At 53.8% G+C, this 18041-nt stretch carries 13 protein-coding genes; 4 read left to right on the top strand and 9 right to left on the bottom strand.

Going from position 1 to position 18041, the window contains the following annotated elements; all coding sequences use genetic code 11:
- Nucleotides 1-64: 64 nt before the first annotated feature.
- The 4 genes from glgA to glgB are packed head-to-tail and all read right to left on the bottom strand — an operon-like array spanning nucleotide 65 to nucleotide 6998.
- Entirely contained in the window at nucleotides 65-1504 is a 1440-nt protein-coding gene (gene glgA / locus LCF41_RS20255; RefSeq protein ID WP_225086062.1) for a glycogen synthase GlgA, read from the bottom strand.
- Between the two features lie 26 nt (nucleotides 1505-1530).
- Nucleotides 1531-2808, bottom strand: a complete 1278-nt coding sequence (gene glgC / locus LCF41_RS20260) for a glucose-1-phosphate adenylyltransferase (protein ID WP_225086063.1) — start codon at nucleotides 2806-2808, stop codon at nucleotides 1531-1533.
- A gap of 35 nt (nucleotides 2809-2843) precedes the next feature.
- Nucleotides 2844-4820 (bottom strand): glycogen debranching protein GlgX, encoded by a 1977-nt coding sequence (gene glgX, locus LCF41_RS20265; protein ID WP_225086064.1) that lies wholly within the window; start codon nucleotides 4818-4820, stop codon nucleotides 2844-2846.
- The gene (gene glgB / locus LCF41_RS20270; RefSeq protein WP_225086065.1) at nucleotides 4821-6998 is read right to left on the bottom strand and encodes a 1,4-alpha-glucan branching enzyme; all 2178 of its coding nucleotides are present in this window, start codon (nucleotides 6996-6998) and stop codon (nucleotides 4821-4823) included. It abuts the gene before it with no gap.
- A gap of 385 nt (nucleotides 6999-7383) precedes the next feature.
- Between glgB and LCF41_RS20275 the strand changes: the two genes are divergently transcribed.
- Both LCF41_RS20275 and LCF41_RS20280 read left to right on the top strand, forming a co-directional pair.
- Nucleotides 7384-9102 (top strand): sensor histidine kinase, encoded by a 1719-nt coding sequence (locus LCF41_RS20275; RefSeq protein WP_225086066.1) that lies wholly within the window; start codon nucleotides 7384-7386, stop codon nucleotides 9100-9102.
- A 39-nt stretch (nucleotides 9103-9141) separates the two neighbouring features.
- Complete coding sequence (locus LCF41_RS20280) at nucleotides 9142-9633, top strand: hypothetical protein (protein WP_225086067.1); 492 nt, start codon at nucleotides 9142-9144, stop codon at nucleotides 9631-9633.
- Between the two features lie 123 nt (nucleotides 9634-9756).
- Here the strand turns inward: LCF41_RS20280 and asd are convergent, their stop codons facing one another.
- Nucleotides 9757-10860 (bottom strand): aspartate-semialdehyde dehydrogenase, encoded by a 1104-nt coding sequence (asd, locus tag LCF41_RS20285; RefSeq protein WP_180743315.1) that lies wholly within the window; start codon nucleotides 10858-10860, stop codon nucleotides 9757-9759.
- A gap of 297 nt (nucleotides 10861-11157) precedes the next feature.
- On the opposite strand from asd, the gene LCF41_RS20290 reads away from it, so the two are divergent.
- A complete protein-coding gene (locus LCF41_RS20290; RefSeq protein ID WP_225086068.1) occupies nucleotides 11158-11751 on the top strand; it encodes a YhgN family NAAT transporter in 594 nt (197 codons plus the stop codon).
- A gap of 345 nt (nucleotides 11752-12096) precedes the next feature.
- On the opposite strand, the gene LCF41_RS20295 is transcribed toward LCF41_RS20290, so the two are convergent.
- Nucleotides 12097-13473 (bottom strand): GntP family permease, encoded by a 1377-nt coding sequence (locus LCF41_RS20295; RefSeq protein WP_225086069.1) that lies wholly within the window; start codon nucleotides 13471-13473, stop codon nucleotides 12097-12099.
- 158 nt (nucleotides 13474-13631) lie between these two features.
- Here LCF41_RS20295 and LCF41_RS20300 point away from each other — a divergent pair, with 158 nt between their 5' ends.
- Nucleotides 13632-14144, top strand: coding sequence for a gluconokinase (locus LCF41_RS20300; protein WP_225086070.1), 513 nt, complete (start codon nucleotides 13632-13634; stop codon nucleotides 14142-14144).
- A gap of 9 nt (nucleotides 14145-14153) precedes the next feature.
- On the opposite strand, the gene gntR is transcribed toward LCF41_RS20300, so the two are convergent.
- The 3 genes from gntR to LCF41_RS20315 all read right to left on the bottom strand — a co-directional run bounded on the left by gntR (nucleotide 14154) and on the right by LCF41_RS20315 (nucleotide 18023).
- Nucleotides 14154-15149 carry a gluconate operon transcriptional repressor GntR gene (gene gntR / locus LCF41_RS20305; RefSeq protein WP_225086071.1) on the bottom strand — a complete coding sequence of 332 codons (996 nt, stop codon included), beginning with the start codon at nucleotides 15147-15149 and terminating at the stop codon, nucleotides 14154-14156.
- A 355-nt stretch (nucleotides 15150-15504) separates the two neighbouring features.
- Nucleotides 15505-16200, bottom strand: a complete 696-nt coding sequence (locus LCF41_RS20310) for a pirin family protein (protein ID WP_225086072.1) — start codon at nucleotides 16198-16200, stop codon at nucleotides 15505-15507.
- Nucleotides 16201-16355: 155 nt separating this feature from the next.
- Nucleotides 16356-18023 carry an alginate lyase family protein gene (locus tag LCF41_RS20315; protein WP_225086073.1) on the bottom strand — a complete coding sequence of 556 codons (1668 nt, stop codon included), beginning with the start codon at nucleotides 18021-18023 and terminating at the stop codon, nucleotides 16356-16358.
- Nucleotides 18024-18041 lie beyond the last annotated feature (18 nt).

Below are 18041 nucleotides of genomic sequence, written 5' to 3' on the forward strand. Positions count from 1 at the left end.
CCAAGTGAGTGTTACCCTACCCTGTCGTTTTCAGATTGCACGCGGATGACGCGCAGCAGGAAAACTAGTGGGTATACAAGCGTTGATAGAGCGCACCATAAGCCTGAGCAGAAACCTGCCAACCAAAGTCCATCGCCATCGCCTGACGCTGCACATAGCGCCATAACGTGGGTCGGGACCACAACACAAACACACGACGAATCGCGCGGGATAGCGATCCCACACTGCAATCGTTAAAGACGAACCCGCTTGCCAGCCCATCAGCCAGATTCTCCAGCGAACAGTCCGATACCGTATCCGCCAGCCCGCCGGTTCGGCGCACCAGCGGCAACGTGCCATATTTCAGGCCGTAGAGCTGCGTTAACCCGCAAGGCTCAAATCGGCTCGGCACCATGATGACATCCGCGCCGCCAATAATGCGGTGTGAGAAGGCTTCGTGATAGCCAATCTGTACCCCAACCTGACCGTGATATTCCGCCGCCGCCGCCAGAAAGCCCTCCTGCAAATCGGCATCCCCTGCGCCCAGCACCACCAACTGCCCGCCTTGCTCCAGCAAATCGGGTATCGCACTTAACGCGATATCGAGCCCTTTCTGACTAGTCAGGCGACTGACGATGGCAAAAACCGGTGCCTTGTCGTCCACCTTCAGGCCCATCGCCGTTTGCAGATGCCGCTTGTTGACGGCTTTGTCCGCTAAAGCATCTCGGGTGTAATGGCTAGTGAGTAAAGGATCGTGCGCCGGATTCCAAATCGTTTCGTCTACGCCATTGAGGATGCCGGACAGGCGTCCTTCCTCTTCACGCGCCTTCAGCAAGCCTTCCATACCGTAACCATACGCTGGCAGCGTAATCTCATGCGCGTAGGTTGGGCTCACGGTCGTAATATGGTCAGCGTAGTACAGCCCTGCCTTGAGATAAGAAATCTGGCCGTAAAACTCCAGCCCGTATACCTGAAAGAACTCGCTCGGCAACTGAATACCCGGCATATGCCGGGCATCGAATAACCCCTGATAGGCCAGATTATGAACGGTAAAGACCGACTTCGCCGGACGGTTACGCGCGGCCAGATAGGCGCAGGTCAGCCCTGCGTGCCAGTCATGGGCATGCACGATATCAGGCCGCCAATAGTGATCCAGACCGCACGCCATTTCGCATCCCATCCACCCCAACAACGCGAATCGCAGATAATTATCAGCATAAGCGTAAAGCGCAGGGTCGTGATAAGGGCTGCCCGCACGCTCATACAGCTCGGGCACATCAATCAAATAAATACCGACGCCGTTAAAATGACCGAATAGCAGCGTGACGTGCCCGGCGAAGGTATCCAACTCCCGTACAACCTGTATGTTGGCGATGCCTTTTTTCAGATCGGGGAAGGCGGGCAGGATGACGCGGACATCCATTCCCGCCGCAATCTGCGCGCCGGGCAACGCACCAGCCACATCCGCCAGTCCACCGGTTTTCAGCAGTGGAAAAAGCTCTGAACAAACATGTAAGACCCGCATTATTACTCCCGTTTTGTTCCTGGTGTTTACAGCTTTTCCAACATCGATCGCGTGACCAGCACGATCCCCTCTTCCGAGCGGTAAAAACGGCGGCTATCCTCTTCCGCGTTCTCACCAATCACCATGCCTTCCGGCAAGTGGCAGGCGCGATCAATCACGCAACGGCGTAAACGACAGGATCGTCCTACGTTGACATCCGGCAAAATTACCGTCGAATCGATACTGCAAAATGAATTGACCCGCACGCGTGGGAACAGCACGGAATGCGTGACAACAGAACCGGAGACGATGCAGCCCCCGGATACCAGCGAGTTCATCGTCATGCCGTGGCTGCCAGAACGGTCCTGAACAAATTTGGCAGGCGGCAGTGATTCAATCGCGGAACGAATCGGCCAGTGCTGATCGTACACATCCAGCTCCGGCGTCACTGACGCCAAATCGAGATTGGCACGCCAGTAAGCTTCCAGCGTGCCGACATCCCGCCAATACTGATGTTCATCTTCGCCCGAGGTGACGCAAGACAGCGTAAAAGGGTGTGCCCAGGCCAGACGCTGCGAGACGATCTTCGGGATCAGATCCTGCCCAAAGTCATGGGCAGAGTCCGTCGCGTGATGATCCGATTCCAGTAATTGATAAAGATAGTCCGCATTAAAAACATAGATCCCCATGCTCGCGAGCGCCATATCGGGGTTATCCGGCATCGGCGTCGGGTTATCCGGCTTTTCGGCAAAATCGAGGATACGGTGCTGTTTGTCCACGCTCATGACGCCAAAAGCATTGGCTTCTTCCAGCGGCACGGGCAGGCAAGCGACGGTACATTCCGCGCCCTTCTCTACGTGATCGATGAGCATACGCGAGTAGTCCATCTTGTAGATGTGATCGCCCGCGAGGATCACAACATACTCCGCACGGTAGCGCCGAATGATGTCGAGATTCTGACAAACCGCATCCGCGGTTCCCCGATACCAGTGATCGGTGGCGTTACGCTGCTGCGCGGGAAGCAAATCGACAAATTCGTTCATCTCTGCATTCAGAAATGACCAGCCGCGCTGAATATGCTGCACCAGCGTATGCGACTGATATTGCGTAATCACGCCAATACGGCGGATACCGGAATTCAGGCAGTTAGAGAGCGCGAAATCAATAATGCGAAATTTGCCGCCAAAGTGGACGGCAGGCTTGGCACGCAGCGCCGTCAGCCCTTTTAGTCGCGTTCCACGGCCTCCGGCCAGAATTAATGCCACGGATTTCAGAGGGAGCTGTCTTGCTAGCATCAGAGGGTCATGCTTATCGTTATTCACCATGGCTATCTCCTGATTATTCTTTTAATGGCTTGCGCTTAGGCGATCTGCTTTATCAAGACGCATACGGCCTGCGCTTGTCCTTGCCACATTCCGCCCTCGGGCGGGTTCGTCTCATCAAACGGCGGTGAAACCTGCCAGTGGCCTTCTGGCAAAACGAACGCCCCGGCATGCAGGCTGGCGTTAAACACCACAAGCCAGCGACCAGACAGTAAGACCTGTAACTGATGTTCCCCGTGCTCCCACTGCGGCGGCGTCAACGGCTGACCTTCTCTGTTCAACCACTGCACTGCACCGTCCCCTTCTTGCCACCACGTCTCCTGCTGTAATGCAGGGATCGCGCGACGCAGTTGGATCAATCCGGCGACAAACTCGCGCAGTTCGCGGTTCGCGTTTTCCCAGTGCAGCCAGGTCAGTTCGTTATCCTGACAGTAGGCATTGTTGTTGCCCTGCTGGCTGTGCCCCAGCTCATCGCCCGCCAGCAGCATGGGCGTTCCCTGTGACAAAATCAGCGTCGTCAGCAGCGCCTTCTGGCTGGCCAGCCGCCGCTGGAGGATGTCGTCATCCGCCTCCAGCCCTTCCGTACCGTGGTTATTGCTGAAATTGCTGTCTGTGCCGTCGCGGTTGCCTTCACCATTGGCGTCGTTGTGCTTGTGGTTGAAGCTCACCAGATCGCGCAGCGTAAAACCGTCATGAGCCGTCAGTTTATTAACGGAGGCGTAAGGCAGGCGGTCATGCTGCTGGAAGATGTCGCTGGAGGCGGCAAAGCGGCGGGCAAATGCGCCGAGAGAAATATCACCATGCAGCCAAAAGCGGCGCATGTCGTCACGGTAGCGGTCACTCCACTCGGCAAACGGTGTCGGGAACTGACCGAGCTGATAACCGCCATACCCGATGTCCCACGGTTCGGCAATCAGCTTGCAGCCCTGCAAGCGGCTATCCTGTTTCATGGCGGACAGCAGCGGCGCGGCGGCGGTGAAATCCGGGGTGCGCCCCAGCACTGTTGCCAGATCGAAGCGGAAACCGTCAACGTGGCACACCTCGCGCCAGAAGCGCAGGCAGTCCATCACCCAATCAATGACCGCCGGATGGTTCAGGCGCAGCACATTGCCGCAGCCTGTCCAGTTATGATATTCACCGTTTTCATTCAGCCAGTAATAGCTGCGGTTATCGATACCGCGCTGGCACAACGTGGGGCCTTCAACGTCCAGTTCGGCGCTGTGGTTGAACACCACATCCAGAATGACCTCGATCCCCGCGTGATGCAGCGCTTTCACCGCATCACGAAATTCATTCAGCGCGTCGTCACCTGCGGCCAGACTGTTATCCACGGCAAACGGCAGCAGCACGTTATAGCCCCAGTAGTTACGCAGCCCCAGTTGCTGAAGCCGGGGTTCATCAGCATGTTGCTGTACCGGGAGTAACTCCAGCGCGGTAATGCCGAGTGACGTCAGATAATCAATCATCACCGGATGACCCAATGCGGCATAGCTACCGCGAATGTCTTCGGGAATATCAGGGTGCAACTGCGTCAGCCCGCGAACGTGCGCCTCATAGATCACCGTCTGATTCCAGGGCGTTTGCGGATGTTGGTCATCCTGCCAGTCGTAATCCTCAGCCGTGACCACGCACTTCGCCATGATGTCAGCGCTATCGCATTCATCACGTTCATCAATCCCGCCTTGCAGACACTCATCATCCACCACCCAGCCGTCAAGCTGACGCGCGTAAGGATCCAACAGCAGCTTATACGGGTTGAAACGTAACCCCTGTGACGGTTCAAACGGCCCGTCGACCCGGAAACCATAGCGTAGCCCCGGCTGTGCAGCGGGCAGGTAACCGTGCCAAATATCGCCGCTGCGTGCAGTCAGCTCGATGCGCTGTTCCTGCTGACGTTCATCAAAGACACACAGTTCGACCCGCTCGGCATCCGCCGAAAACAGCGCGAAGTTCACGCCCTGTCCATCAAAACTGGCTCCCAGCGGCGTCGGCTTACCCGTCTGTAATTCCGCCATTCACGCCTCCTTCACCAGATACAGCGTGGCAAGCGGCGGAATGGTCAGCACAAGAGAATGCTGACGCTGATGGCTGCCCCATTCCTCGCTGTAAATCGTTCCGACATTGCCCAGATTGCTGCCGTTGTAATAGCCAGAATCCGTGTTGATCACTTCCCGCCAACCACCGGGTTGGTTAATACCGATGCGGTATCCATAGCGTGGAACTGGCGTGAAATTGCTGACCACCAGCACTTCGTTGCCCTGCTCGTCACGCCGCACAAAGGCAAAGACCGAGTTTTCCCGGTCATCTACCACCAGCCATTCAAAGCCCTGCGGCTGAAAATCCAGCTGATACAACGGCGGCTGTTGGCGATAGCAATGGTTGAGATCGCGTACCAACGTCTGCACGCCCCGGTGCCAGCCTTCCGGCTCATCCAGCAAATGCCAGTCCAGACTGGCGTCGTGGTTCCATTCACGACCTTGCGCAAATTCGCCGCCCATAAACAGCAGCTTCTTGCCGGGATACGCCCACATAAAGCCGTAATAGGCGCGTAAATTGGCAAATTTCTGCCAGGCATCGCCGGGCATGCGATCCAGCAGCGAACGCTTACCGTGCACCACCTCATCGTGAGACAGCGGCAGCACGAAGTTCTCGCTGTAGGCGTACAACATGCCGAATGTCAGCAAATCGTGATGATATTTGCGGTGAACCGGATCGTGCTGCATATAGGCCAGCGTGTCGTGCATCCAGCCCATGTTCCATTTGTAGTGAAATCCTAAACCGTTGCAGTCTGGCGGCAGCGTCACGCCCGGATAATCGGTAGACTCTTCGGCCAGCGTGATCGCCGCGGGTGCCGCATGTCCCAGCATGTGGTTGGTGTAGCGCAGAAACGCGATCGCTTCGAGATTCTCTTTACCGCCGTAATGGTTCGGCACCCATTGTCCTTCGCTACGGCTGTAGTCGCGGTAAATCATGGAAGCCACGGCGTCCACCCGCAGCCCGTCGATGCCATAACGTTCCATCCAGAACAGTGCGTTACCCGCCAGATAGTTACGCACCTCATGGCGGCCATAGTTATAAATCAGCGTGTTCCAGTCCTGATGATAGCCTTCGCGCGGATCGGCATATTCATACAGCGCGGTGCCGTCAAACTGTGCCAGACCGTATTCGTCGCCGGGAAAGTGCCCCGGCACCCAGTCCAGCAGGACGTTAATGCCCGCGTCATGGAGCGCATCAACAAACGCTCTGAACTCCTGCGCAGTGCCGAAACGGCGCGTTGGCGCATAGAGCCCCAGCGGTTGATAACCCCAGCTACCGTCGAACGGATGTTCGTTAATCGGCATCAGCTCCACGTGCGTGAAGCCCATATACTGCACGTAATCAATCAGTTGCTTCGCCAGATCCTGATAGCTCAGCCAGAAATTGTTATCCGTATGCCGCCGCCAGGAACCGAGATGAACTTCATAAATGGAGATCGGTGAACGCAGGCTGTTCGCCTCACGCCGGGCATCGCAGGTCGGGACTTTCTCAGGCAGTGGCGTAATCAGCGATGCGGTATCGGGGCGCATCTGTGCTTCAAACGCATACGGGTCGGCCTTTAACCGGACGTTCCCGTGGCTGTCGATCATTTCATATTTGTAGAGCTGCCCCGCTTTCACATCGGGCAGAAACAGTTCCCAAATGCCGTTTTCTCTACGCAGCCGCATCGGATGGCGTCGACCGTCCCAGAAATTAAACTGCCCCACCACTGAAACGCGTTGTGCATTCGGCGCCCAGACGGCAAAACGCGTCCCTTCTACCCCGTCCAATGTTTCCAGATGGGCGCCTAATCGCTCGTAAGGCCGCAGGTGGGTACCTTCGGCCAACAGCCAAATGTCCATATCCTGCAACAGCGGGCCAAAGCGGTAAGGATCTTCAATCACCCAGGTTTCTTCACGCCAGGTCACGGCCAATTGATAACGGAAGGCATTTTTCCGGCGCGGCACCAGACCACAAAAAAAACCGCGTTCGTCTATACGTTCCAGCTCGACAATTTTTCGTCCATTGCTGGCATCAACCACCCAGGCTGCCTGCGCATCCGGCAGCAGTGCCCGAACTTCAAGGCCTTTAGAAGAATGATGCATACCTAACAGCGAAAACGGATCGGCGTAATGCCCGGAAATAAGTGAATTAATCGCATCAGAAAACGCTGACATGGTATCCATCCTCTGATTAACCATTTGAATTAAATAAATAAGTAATATAAAAGCGCATTAGGTTGCACTTATATTCTCCCGCTACTTATTTTTAACAAAAAATCAATAAAAATAACGGGTTATTAGCTTGCTAATGAATAACGGCGACGTGTAAAAATAATGAATAGTATGAAAGAGTTCTTGAGCCACGCCCCCTAATTCAGCGTAGTCAAAGAACGGAGAAATATCAGAGAACTGATGAAATTTTTCCGTTTATATTTATATGAATAAGTTATGACACGAGATAATTAGCATCTTTTGTTTAAAGATCGATTCGTCCGCTGGCAAAAAGCAGTACAATTTGGCGGATTATGTATGTTGACCGATGTATGACGAGACCCCGCCCATGGTTAGCCAGGTTGATCTGATTCTTTCCCTGTTACAGCAGATGTGTGTTTATCTGGTTATCGCCTATTTGCTCAGCAAGACACCGCTATTTATCCCGCTGATGCAGGTCACTATCCGTCTGCCGCACAAGCTGGTGTGCTATCTGGTGTTTTCCGTGTTTTGCATTATGGGAACCTATTTCGGCCTGCATATAGACGATTCGATTGCCAATACCCGCGCGACGGGTGCCGTGCTCGGGGGCATGCTGGGCGGCCCTTCCGTTGGTTTTCTCGTTGGGTTAACGGGCGGGTTACACCGCTATTCGATGGGCGGTATGACCGCGCTGGCCTGTATGCTGTCAACGATTGCCGAAGGCCTGCTCGGCGGGCTGTTACACCGCTATCTGGCACGCCGCAATCGTATCGATTTGCTGTTTCAGCCCCTCGTCGTCGGTCTGACCGCACTGGTAGCGGAATGCCTGCAAATGGCGATTATTCTGTTGGTCGCTCGTCCGTTTGATAACGCCGTTGAGCTGGTGAGAGATATCGCGCTACCGATGATGATTACCAATACCGTCGGTTCCGCCATGTTTATGCGCATTCTGCTCGACAGACGCGCCATTTTTGAAAAATACACCTCTGCATTTTCCGCCAAAGCGCTGCAAATCGCCGCCCGCGCCGAAGGGGCGCTGCGCCAGGGGTTCAACCCGCAAAACAGTATGCGCGTTGCCCGTATTTTGTATGAAGAACTGGGGGTCGGTGCCGTGGCGATTACCGATCGCGACAAACTGCTGGCCTTCATCGGATTGGGCGATGATCACCACAATGTCGGTGCGCCTATCACCTCATCACACACGCGTCGGGCGATAGACAACAATCAGGTGGTGTATGCCGACGGCAACGAGGTGTCTTATACCTGTTCGGTGTCATCACACTGCAAACTCGGTTCCACGCTGGTGATCCCGTTGCGGGGCGAAGATCAGCGCGTTGTCGGCACGATCAAGCTTTATGAGCCCAAAAATAAGCTATTTTCCAGCATTAACCGTACGCTAGGGGAAGGGATTGCCCACCTGCTTTCTGCACAGATTCTGACAGGCCGTTTTGAGCAGCAAAAACAGCTGCTGGCCCAATCGGAAATCAAGCTGCTGCACGCGCAGGTCAACCCCCATTTTCTGTTCAACGCGCTGAATACATTGTCCGCCGTGATACGACGCGATCCCGCTCATGCCCGCCAGTTGGTGCTGTCTCTATCGACGTTTTTCCGTAAAAACCTCAAGCGCAGCAACGATGAAGTCTCGCTCAATGACGAGCTGGAGCACGTTAACGCTTATCTCGAAATCGAGAAAGCACGCTTTGCCGATCATCTGACGGTAGATATTTCACTACCGGAAGCCCTGCGTGAGGCTCGCTTGCCGGCGTTTTCCCTGCAACCCATCGTCGAAAATGCGATTAAGCACGGTATCTCACAAATGATTGAAAGCGGGCACATCCACATCAGCGGACGCCTGCACGCCAACACGCTGGAGCTGTCAGTGGAAGATAACGCCGGCACCTATCAGCCCCGCAGCGGCGGTGATGGACTAGGCATGAATTTGGTCGACCGCCGGATCAAAGCACGCTACGGCAACCGCTATGGCATCACCGTCGTCAGCGAAGCGGATAAATTCACCCGGGTAGAAGTACGTGTCCCGCTGATTTCACCCCGTCAGGTATTGGAACAGCTGGATAGCGTGGCGTGATGACAGAGAAGAATAAGTTTACTAATACAAGGAATTATTATGACCGATACTTCACTTTATGCCGCATTTGAACAGGCAGTACCTGGGTTTTCAGCACAGGACATCATTACGCCAGCATTGAATAAGTCGCATGGCGAATATGCACAGATCTATTGGCTGGATGATTTATTGGGGGAAGATTTTCTTTGTTATATCGAATGGAAAGAATTTGATCTTCGGGCTCTGGAGGCGTTAATCCCTATTAAGCAAGCCGGGATCGCGTTATCGGTGGACAGTTTGTTTGACGAACAGGGTTTTCCAATCGGAGACATCACGCCTGAAGAATTCTTTTATGATGCATCCGGTTTTTACCTACCAGTGTTACAGCAACAGTTACAACAAGCCAAATTGCAGTTGCTTGAAGTAGGATTACTTCAGAACGGCGACGTCTATTTACATGAAAATCCACGTTTTATCTGCACCACGACAGCTAAAGATAAAGTGGAGCAACTAAACCAGTGTCTGCGACAAAGAGGTCTGGTTCTTTGCTGAAAATATCAGTGAGTGATACCCGTCATGGTGCCCGAAGAGATACGAGTGAAGCAATACGCGTAGAGACTGACGCAACACCAACCGATGCTGCGCCAGAAAAGCAGGAAGACTATAGCAAGATAACTACAGCAGGATGCGCAGCATACGGCGCAGCGGTTCAGCGGCTCCCCACAGCAGCTGATCGCCAACCGTAAAGGCGGACAGGTATTCCGGCCCCATGTTCAGCTTACGCAGACGACCCACTGGCGTAGAGAGCGTGCCCGTTACCGCAGCAGGCGTCAGTTCACGCATGGTGATGTCACGATCGTTCGGCACCACTTTCACCCAGTCGTTGTGCGTGGCCAGCAGCTGTTCGATTTCCGGCAGCGCCACGTCTTTCTTCAGTTTGATGGTGAATGCCTGGCTGTGGCAGCGCAGTGCGCCGACGCGCACGCAGAGACCATCGACAGGAATGACGCTACTGGTGCCCAGAATTTTGTTGGTTTCCGCCTGACCTTTCCACTCTTCGCGGCTCTGGCCGTTATCCAGTTGTTTGTCGATCCACGGAATCAGGCTGCCCGCCAATGGCACACCGAAATTATCGGTTGGCAGCGAACCGCTACGGGTCAGCGCGGTGACTTTACGCTCGATATCCAGAATCGCAGACGCCGGGTCCTGTAGCTCTTTCGCCACTTCACCGTGCAGCGCGCCCATCTGGGTCAGCAGCTCACGCATGTGACGCGCACCACCGCCAGAAGCAGCCTGATACGTCGCGGCAGAAACCCACTCCACCAGATTGTTGGCAAACAAGCCGCCCAACGACATCAGCATCAGGCTGACAGTACAGTTACCGCCAGCAAAGGTTTTGATGCCTTTATCCAGCCCCTGCTGAATCACCCCGTGGTTAACCGGATCCAGAATAATAATCGCGTCATCTTTCATACGCAGCGAGGATGCGGCATCGATCCAATAGCCCTGCCAGCCACTTTCACGCAGCTTCGGGTAGACTTCATTGGTATAATCGCCGCCCTGACAGGTAATGATGATGTCCAGCGCGCGCAGAGCTTCGATATTATAAGCATCCTGCAACACGCCTTGATGACCGCCCAACGCCGGAGCAGGTTCGCCGTGCTGAGAAGTCGAGAAGAATACCGGGTGAATCACATCAAAGTCGCGTTCTTCCACCATGCGCTGCATGAGAACCGAGCCGACCATACCGCGCCAGCCAATAAAACCAACATTTTTCATGGTAACTGTCCTGCTTTGGGGGTAACAAAAAGAATTGTGGCTAACGTCGATAGCGCCTGGTTATTGCTGACTCAGTGATCTGCCGCAGAGGGTGCGCGTGTCGTGTCGTAAACCCGTAAATAATTGTGTCATTCAGCCTTACAAAATGTACATCAAGTCGCAAGTGAATTTATTCGATAGTACGGCATTTTTCAGCAGTCATTCTAATATCATCGACCTGGCACAGGATAATCACGTTGACCCGCCCGTGAAGATGGCCCAGGTCAGGAAACAAGGTTTCGGGAGTAAAAAACCAACATGACAGAAATGATCTCAGCAACGGTGCTGCTGTTGCTCATTATGGATCCACTCGGCAACCTGCCGATTTTTATGTCCGTCCTCAAGCATCTCGACCCCAAACGCCGACGCGTGGTGCTGATCCGTGAAATGCTGATCGCGCTCGGACTGATGCTGATTTTCCTGTTCGCGGGTGAACGTATTCTGGCGTTCCTGAATCTGCGTACCGAAACCGTGTCCATTTCCGGCGGAATCGTGCTGTTCCTCATCGCGATTCGTATGATTTTCCCCTCACAGGAAGGCAACAGCAGCGGTCTGCCAGCCGGTGAAGAGCCGTTTCTGGTGCCCATGGCGATTCCACTGGTGGCGGGGCCGTCGATCCTGGCGGCACTGATGCTACTTTCCCACCAGTACCCTAATCAGCTCCCCCACCTGACGCTGGCGCTGCTTATCGCCTGGAGTATCTCTTTCATTATCCTGCTGATGTCCAATGTGTTCTTGCGTTTGCTGGGTGAGAAAGGCGTGAGCGCGCTGGAGAAATTGATGGGGCTGATTCTGGTGATGCTGTCGACGCAGATGTTCCTCGACGGCGTGCGTGCTTATATGAAGTTATAACTGCTCCGTTTCCCTCTGTGTCTTAGTCACATTTTTTATGCCGACTAAGAGACGGTTTCGTGCGCGAGAACGCCGTAATTTCCATACTACTCCGTAGCACGCGCCCGACGCAGGGCGCTCAGTCGCCGCCGCCCTGCGAACCCATGCTTCCGGCTAAATCATGCCGCTACGCGGTGCCATCGGCGTTCATGATCACCCTTCGAGCCACCAGTGAGGCGTTCCCGACGCCGCACTGGCTTTCGCGGCATCCATGCCGCTCACTCGGTGCTCATGATCACCGCTGCATAATTTTTACGCCGGATTAATGTCAAAACCTTCCCTTGTAAGAGGGAGGGGTTAAACACATCAGAGCAAGATACTGCCTATCACCGCTATCAGGAACGCGATGGTGCCGAGCAGCGTTTCCATCACCGTCCAGGTTTTCAACGTCGTTTTCTCATCCATTTCGAGGAAACGACCAACCAGCCAGAAGCCTGAATCGTTCACATGCGACAGCACGGTCGCACCACCAGCAATTGCCACCACGATAAAGCAGAGATCGAACTGGCTGAGGCCGGGAGTCGCTGCCACCGCAGGTGCCATCAGCGCCGCCGTCGTCGTCAGCGCCACCGTTGCAGAACCCTGTGCTACACGCAGAGCAGCAGACACCACAAACGCCGCCACAATCACCGGCATACCTGTATCCGCCAGCGCACCCGACAGCGCGTCACCAATACCACTGGAACGCAGAACGCCACCGAACATGCCACCCGCACCAGTTACCAGAATAATCGAACACACCGGACCCAGCGCACCTTCACAGATTTTCTCAAGGTGTCTACGGCTATGCTGACCGCTAAACATAATCATGGCGAACAAGACCGTAATCAGCAGAGCAATCGGCGTTTTCCCCAACATACGCAGGAACTGCACCAGACCGCTATCGCCACTGATGACACCCATCACCGTCAGAGTATTCAGCCCGGTATCGAGGAAGATCAGGATCAGCGGCAGCAACAGCACCCACATCACCACGCCAAACGCCGGCGGCGTATGCTTCTCATCCGCTTTGACTTCAGTCAGGAAAGTCGACGGCAGCGGCAAATGGAATTTCTTACCAGCCCACAGACCAAACAAATAACCGCCCAGATACCAGGTCGGGTAAGCAATCACAGCGCCGACCAGCACCAGCAGGCCAATATTGGCACCCAGCAGCTCACTGGCCGCAACCGGACCGGGATGCGGCGGCAGCAAGGCGTGCATCACGGCAAATGCGCCCGCAGCAGGGAACGCGTAGGTCAGCGTTGAACCGCCAAACCTTTTCGCCACGCTGAAAATAATCGGCAACATCACGATCAGCCCGGCATCGAAAAAGATCGGGAAGCCGAACAGCAGAGAGGCAAGCCCCAGCGCGAAAGGCGCACGTTTCTCACCAAATTTATTGATTAGCGTATCCGCCAGCACATTTGCGCCGCCAGTCACTTCCAGCAGGCGGCCAATCATTGCCCCCAGACCAACCAGCAGAGCAACGGAGGCCAACGTGCTGCCGAAACCGCTGAGCAGCGTAGGTACAAGTTTCTCAAAAGGGGTTTTCGTCGCCAGCGCCGTGATTAGGCTCACCAGCGTCAGCGCCAAAAACGCGTGAACGCGGAAGCGCATAATCAGCACCAGTAGCAGTGCGACTGCACCAGCGGCAATGGTCAATAACACACTGGCGCTATAAGCGGAGGTGATTTCTGTCATCGTTAATAATCTCTTTAGGGCACTCGGTCTGGGTTAGCTGATTGTTTGTGAGGTGTATCACATCATCATTTGATACCGGTAACATGATACGGGTAACATGTTAAAGTGTGGAACCATTAAGCATCATTTAATTTACATTTTGAGATAGAGATCAAATTATGTCAGGTCGAAGCATTATTCTGATGGGCGTATCAGGCAGTGGAAAATCCTCAGTTGGCGCTGAACTTGGCCGCGCCATTCAGGCAAAATTTATTGACGGCGACGATCTGCATCCACGCGCGAATATCCAGAAAATGGCCAGCGGCACGCCGTTGAACGATGACGATCGCGCACCGTGGCTGGAACGCCTTAGTGATGTCGCCTACAGCCTGGCACACAAAAACGAGACCGGCATCATCGTCTGTTCCGCGCTGAAAAAGCGTTACCGTGACCGCCTGCGCGCAGGGAACGAAAAGATGGTGTTTATCTATTTGAAAGGCAGCTTTGAGCTGGTTCTGGAGCGCCACAAAGCCAGAGCAGGCCACTTCATGCCGACGGAACTGCTGAAAAGCCAGTTCGATGCGTTGGAAGAACCGGGTAGCGATGAACCGGATGTCCTGAAGGTCGATATTGATGGCAGCCGCGAAGACGTCGTACAGCGCTGCGTTGACGCACTGCGCGCGGCAAGCTAACGCAGCCGCTTAAAGGCTTTCGCCGTCCAGCACGGTAAAACCGACATCGACCATACCCTGCGCAACTGGCTCGCCACGCAGACGAGCCAGCAAACGCTCGGTACCGATGCGCCCCATGTGCTCACGCGGCGTCAATACGCTAGCCAACTTCGGCACCATCGCCTGGCCGATGTCGTGCCCGTGAAAACCCGCTACGCCGATATCTTCCGGCACGCGCAATCCCTGTCGTTGGCATTCAAACATCGCACCAACGGCTAAATCATCATTGGTACAAAATACGCTGTCGACCTGCGGGTATTCCGCCTGCGTCTGCCGCAGCAGTTCACCACCGAGCGAATAGGAAGAGGCTCGCTCGCTCATCACGCAATAGCTCTTGAGCCCGCTTTCCCACATCGCTTGTTCATAGCCTCGACAGCGCATGATCGTACGCTCATCCTGCCGCGCGCCGAGATAAACGATATGGCTGTGCCCCAGCGCGACCATACGCAGCGTCATCTGGCGGGCGGCTTCAACATTATCGAACCCGACGGCCATATCCAGACAGGGTGAGACAGAATCCATCAACTCCACCACCGGAATACCCGCGACGTCCAGCATCTGGCGCGTGCGCGGCGTATGGGTACGTTCAGCCAAAATCAGCCCGTCGATGTGATACGACAGCAATGAGGTCAGACGCTGTTCTTCTCTGTCAGGATGATAGCCATAGTGCGCCAGCATGGTCTGGTAGCCGTGCGCTTCCGCCGTGCGTTCAATCCCGCGCAATACCTCGGCGAAAACCTGATTGGTCAATGACGGCAGCAGCACGCCAATCGCCCGGCTGGTGGAGCTGGCGAGCATATTCGGCGCGAGATTGGGGATATAGCCCAGCTCATCCAATGCAATAGCGATCTTTTCCTGCAATGCGGCGGATACCTGAGCGGGATTACGCAAATAACGGCTTACCGTCATTTTGGTAATCCCAACGCGGTCCGCAACGTCCTGGAGAACGGGTCTTTTCTTCTTCATCGTCGACTAAAAATGCCTGAAAAACAGTAATCTAAGTCTAGCAAAAAAAACATGAAGAAAGTAAAGGCAAAGGGGCAGAATCTGCATGATAACGTGAGGCTTTTAAGAAAGTAAAAAGCCCGCGTCTTTCCTACGCGGGCTTCAGACCGTTGACAAACCTATTTGCCGAATGAAAACGGGAGTAACGGAATAGAAGAGTAAAGCGTTTGCGCCAGGGATGGCGCAAGCCGAGCGTACAGGGATGTATTCACAGCGTCTTTACGATCTATCCGTTACTCCCGCTCTATGGACTTTGTCAGCAACCTCAAGCCCGCGTCTTTCCTACGCAGGCTTTTCCGTTATGACTTAGCCATCCTTATAGCGGCGGCAAATCAAACAGCAGGATTTCGCTGTCCTCACTGGCGTGGACGGAGATCGCCGTTTCGTCCCAGACAGCAAACGCATCGCTGGTTTCCGCTTTCTGGCCGTTAATCTCTACCGTACCGCGCACCACCTGCACCCAGACGCGGCGTTCAGCCTGAATCTGATACACCGATTGCTCCTGCGCCTTCAGCGCCCAGCGCCACAGCGTCATGTCCTGAAAGACTTTCAGCGAGCCTTCACGCGCATCCGGGGACAGTACCAGTTGGCGCCCTTGCTGCACATCAAAGCGCTTCTGCTCGTAGCGCGGCGTCAGCCCGGTTTTTTCCGGGATAATCCAGATTTGATACAGATGCAGCGGTTCGTCCTTGCTGGCATTGTATTCCGAGTGACGAATCCCCGTGCCCGCACTCATAATCTGGAATTCACCCGCTGGCACCTGCTCTTTATTTCCCATGCTGTCCTGATGCTCAACGGCACCGGATAAAACATAGGTCAGAATTTCCATATCTTTATGCGGATGTGTGCCAAAACCCTGACCGCCTTCGATAACGTCTTCATTAATGACGCGCAGTGCCGAAAATCCCATGAAATCAGGATCGTAATAATCGGCAAATGAAAACGTGTGCCAGCTGTCGAGCCAGCCGTGATTCGCATGCCCGCGATCTTGCGCTTGACGTAAATAGATCATGTTATTTCCTCCCGCGTTTTTGATAAGGAAAGTGTAACGGGCGGTGGCAAATAAGATAGCGCAAAAAACTCACCGCTCTGTTCGAAAAATCAGAACGGGATGTTGCCTTGAGGAATGACGGAACCAGAGGTTAACTCTGGTTCCATGTTCGGCGATTACTTAACGACACCTAACGCTGTCGGGTCGGGATATAACATCACCCACCGACCATTATCATTATTAACGCCTGTTCCGGTCGCTGAAATTTGATAGGTGTCAGGATCCATAATGATGAAACGCTTATTCGACACCGCGAATAACGTTCCATTACCGTTTCCGGAGTCGGTATAAATAAAAGATTCGCTGTCGGTCACCTTGTTGGCAGACGCCACTAAATGCCCGTCAGCGGTGGCAGAAATATATTTCCCCGTCTGTATTGAGCGAAAAGCGAATCTATTTTGATTAAGGTAAACCACCTGAATGCCACTGGTTACCGATGGATTTACGCCATTAACAATAATGGGCGTTGATTCGCCAGTAACCGTAGCCAGCGTCCCGGTATTATCCTGATTTCTCGATTTACTGACCGATTGCAGAACGATAAACATCGGGCTTGAGGCGGACGCCTCCGTGGCATTAATCAGCCCTTCATACGAGGGATGATCAAAATAGAATTTACCTATCGGCATACGGCTGATGACGTCTTTCGTGTAAGGAAGCTTGGTTTCAGACACACCAGCGGCGGTGAATAAGCTGAAAATCCCCCGATATATTGGCCTGAATTCTCCGCGAAAACGTGGAGATATCGTTAAGCCTGGTGTCCATGAGTTTCCCTTTCCCATATCCGCAAGCGTATAGCCTTTACCAGGAATCGGCGTATAGGGCACCGTATATCCCAGATTATATTTCGCGGTGTATTCCGCCGCCTTAACAAGCGGATAGCTATTATTCGGGTAGCTCACCATATCTGCACCGCTTGTATGATACTGGCGCTGGTTATAGCCAATCTGCGCCGCCATCACTAATAAGCCTAATCCCCCTTGTGCATGCGCCTGATCGCGGCCACTTTCCTGTAATTGGCCATTTTCATTTTGTACATAATGGATAACCGAGCCATTACCCTCGCCCTGCTTAAAGTAATTAACTGCGTCGTTATATATTTCGGCATCGTTCAGCCATACGCCTAAGCTCAGGTTAAATACCGTGTCGGCCGCGTCCCAATTGCCATTGGCCCAGCCGCCATTTACCTGACCATACGTACGGGTTAATGGGTAAAATACGCTGGTCATCATTTTACTAAACTGCGCAATATCAGCCGACGACCAACCACTGTCGGTGTAACGCAGAATTTCAGCCGCATTAAGCAATTTATAACCATACAGGCTGGCGGCAAGCTGTGCGTCGTTACCCTTAATTGCCGTCAACGTCGTTGACCAGCCGTTAAGAATTTTTATCGCCGCACTAGAATAAGCGGGATTCTTTGTTATCGCCCATTCAACTGCGAGGGACAAGGCGGCTGAAGCACTATTCTGTAACTCGCCATTTCCCACATTGCCATTCGTCGGATCGTTCCGGTATACCACCGCTTTTGGCGTGACCAAATACGTGGAGCTTGCCAAATAGTGAGATTGCAGCAGTTGCCAATCCGTATACCAAGGGTCTTGTTTACTATCGACTCCCGCCTTCATCCGTTCCAGATCGGTTTGTGTATAAAGCATACCCGGGTGCAGGAAGGCTTTATCGTTACTTGACGCATGGCTGACTTTTAGGCCACACAGAAATAGACTCAACAACATCATTATTAAGAAAAATGTATTTTTTTTCCTACTCCATAAGCTATCCATAAACCCTTTCCTTTTCGT

Source organism: Pectobacterium colocasium (assembly GCF_020181655.1).
Lineage (GTDB): Bacteria > Pseudomonadota > Gammaproteobacteria > Enterobacterales > Enterobacteriaceae > Pectobacterium > Pectobacterium colocasium.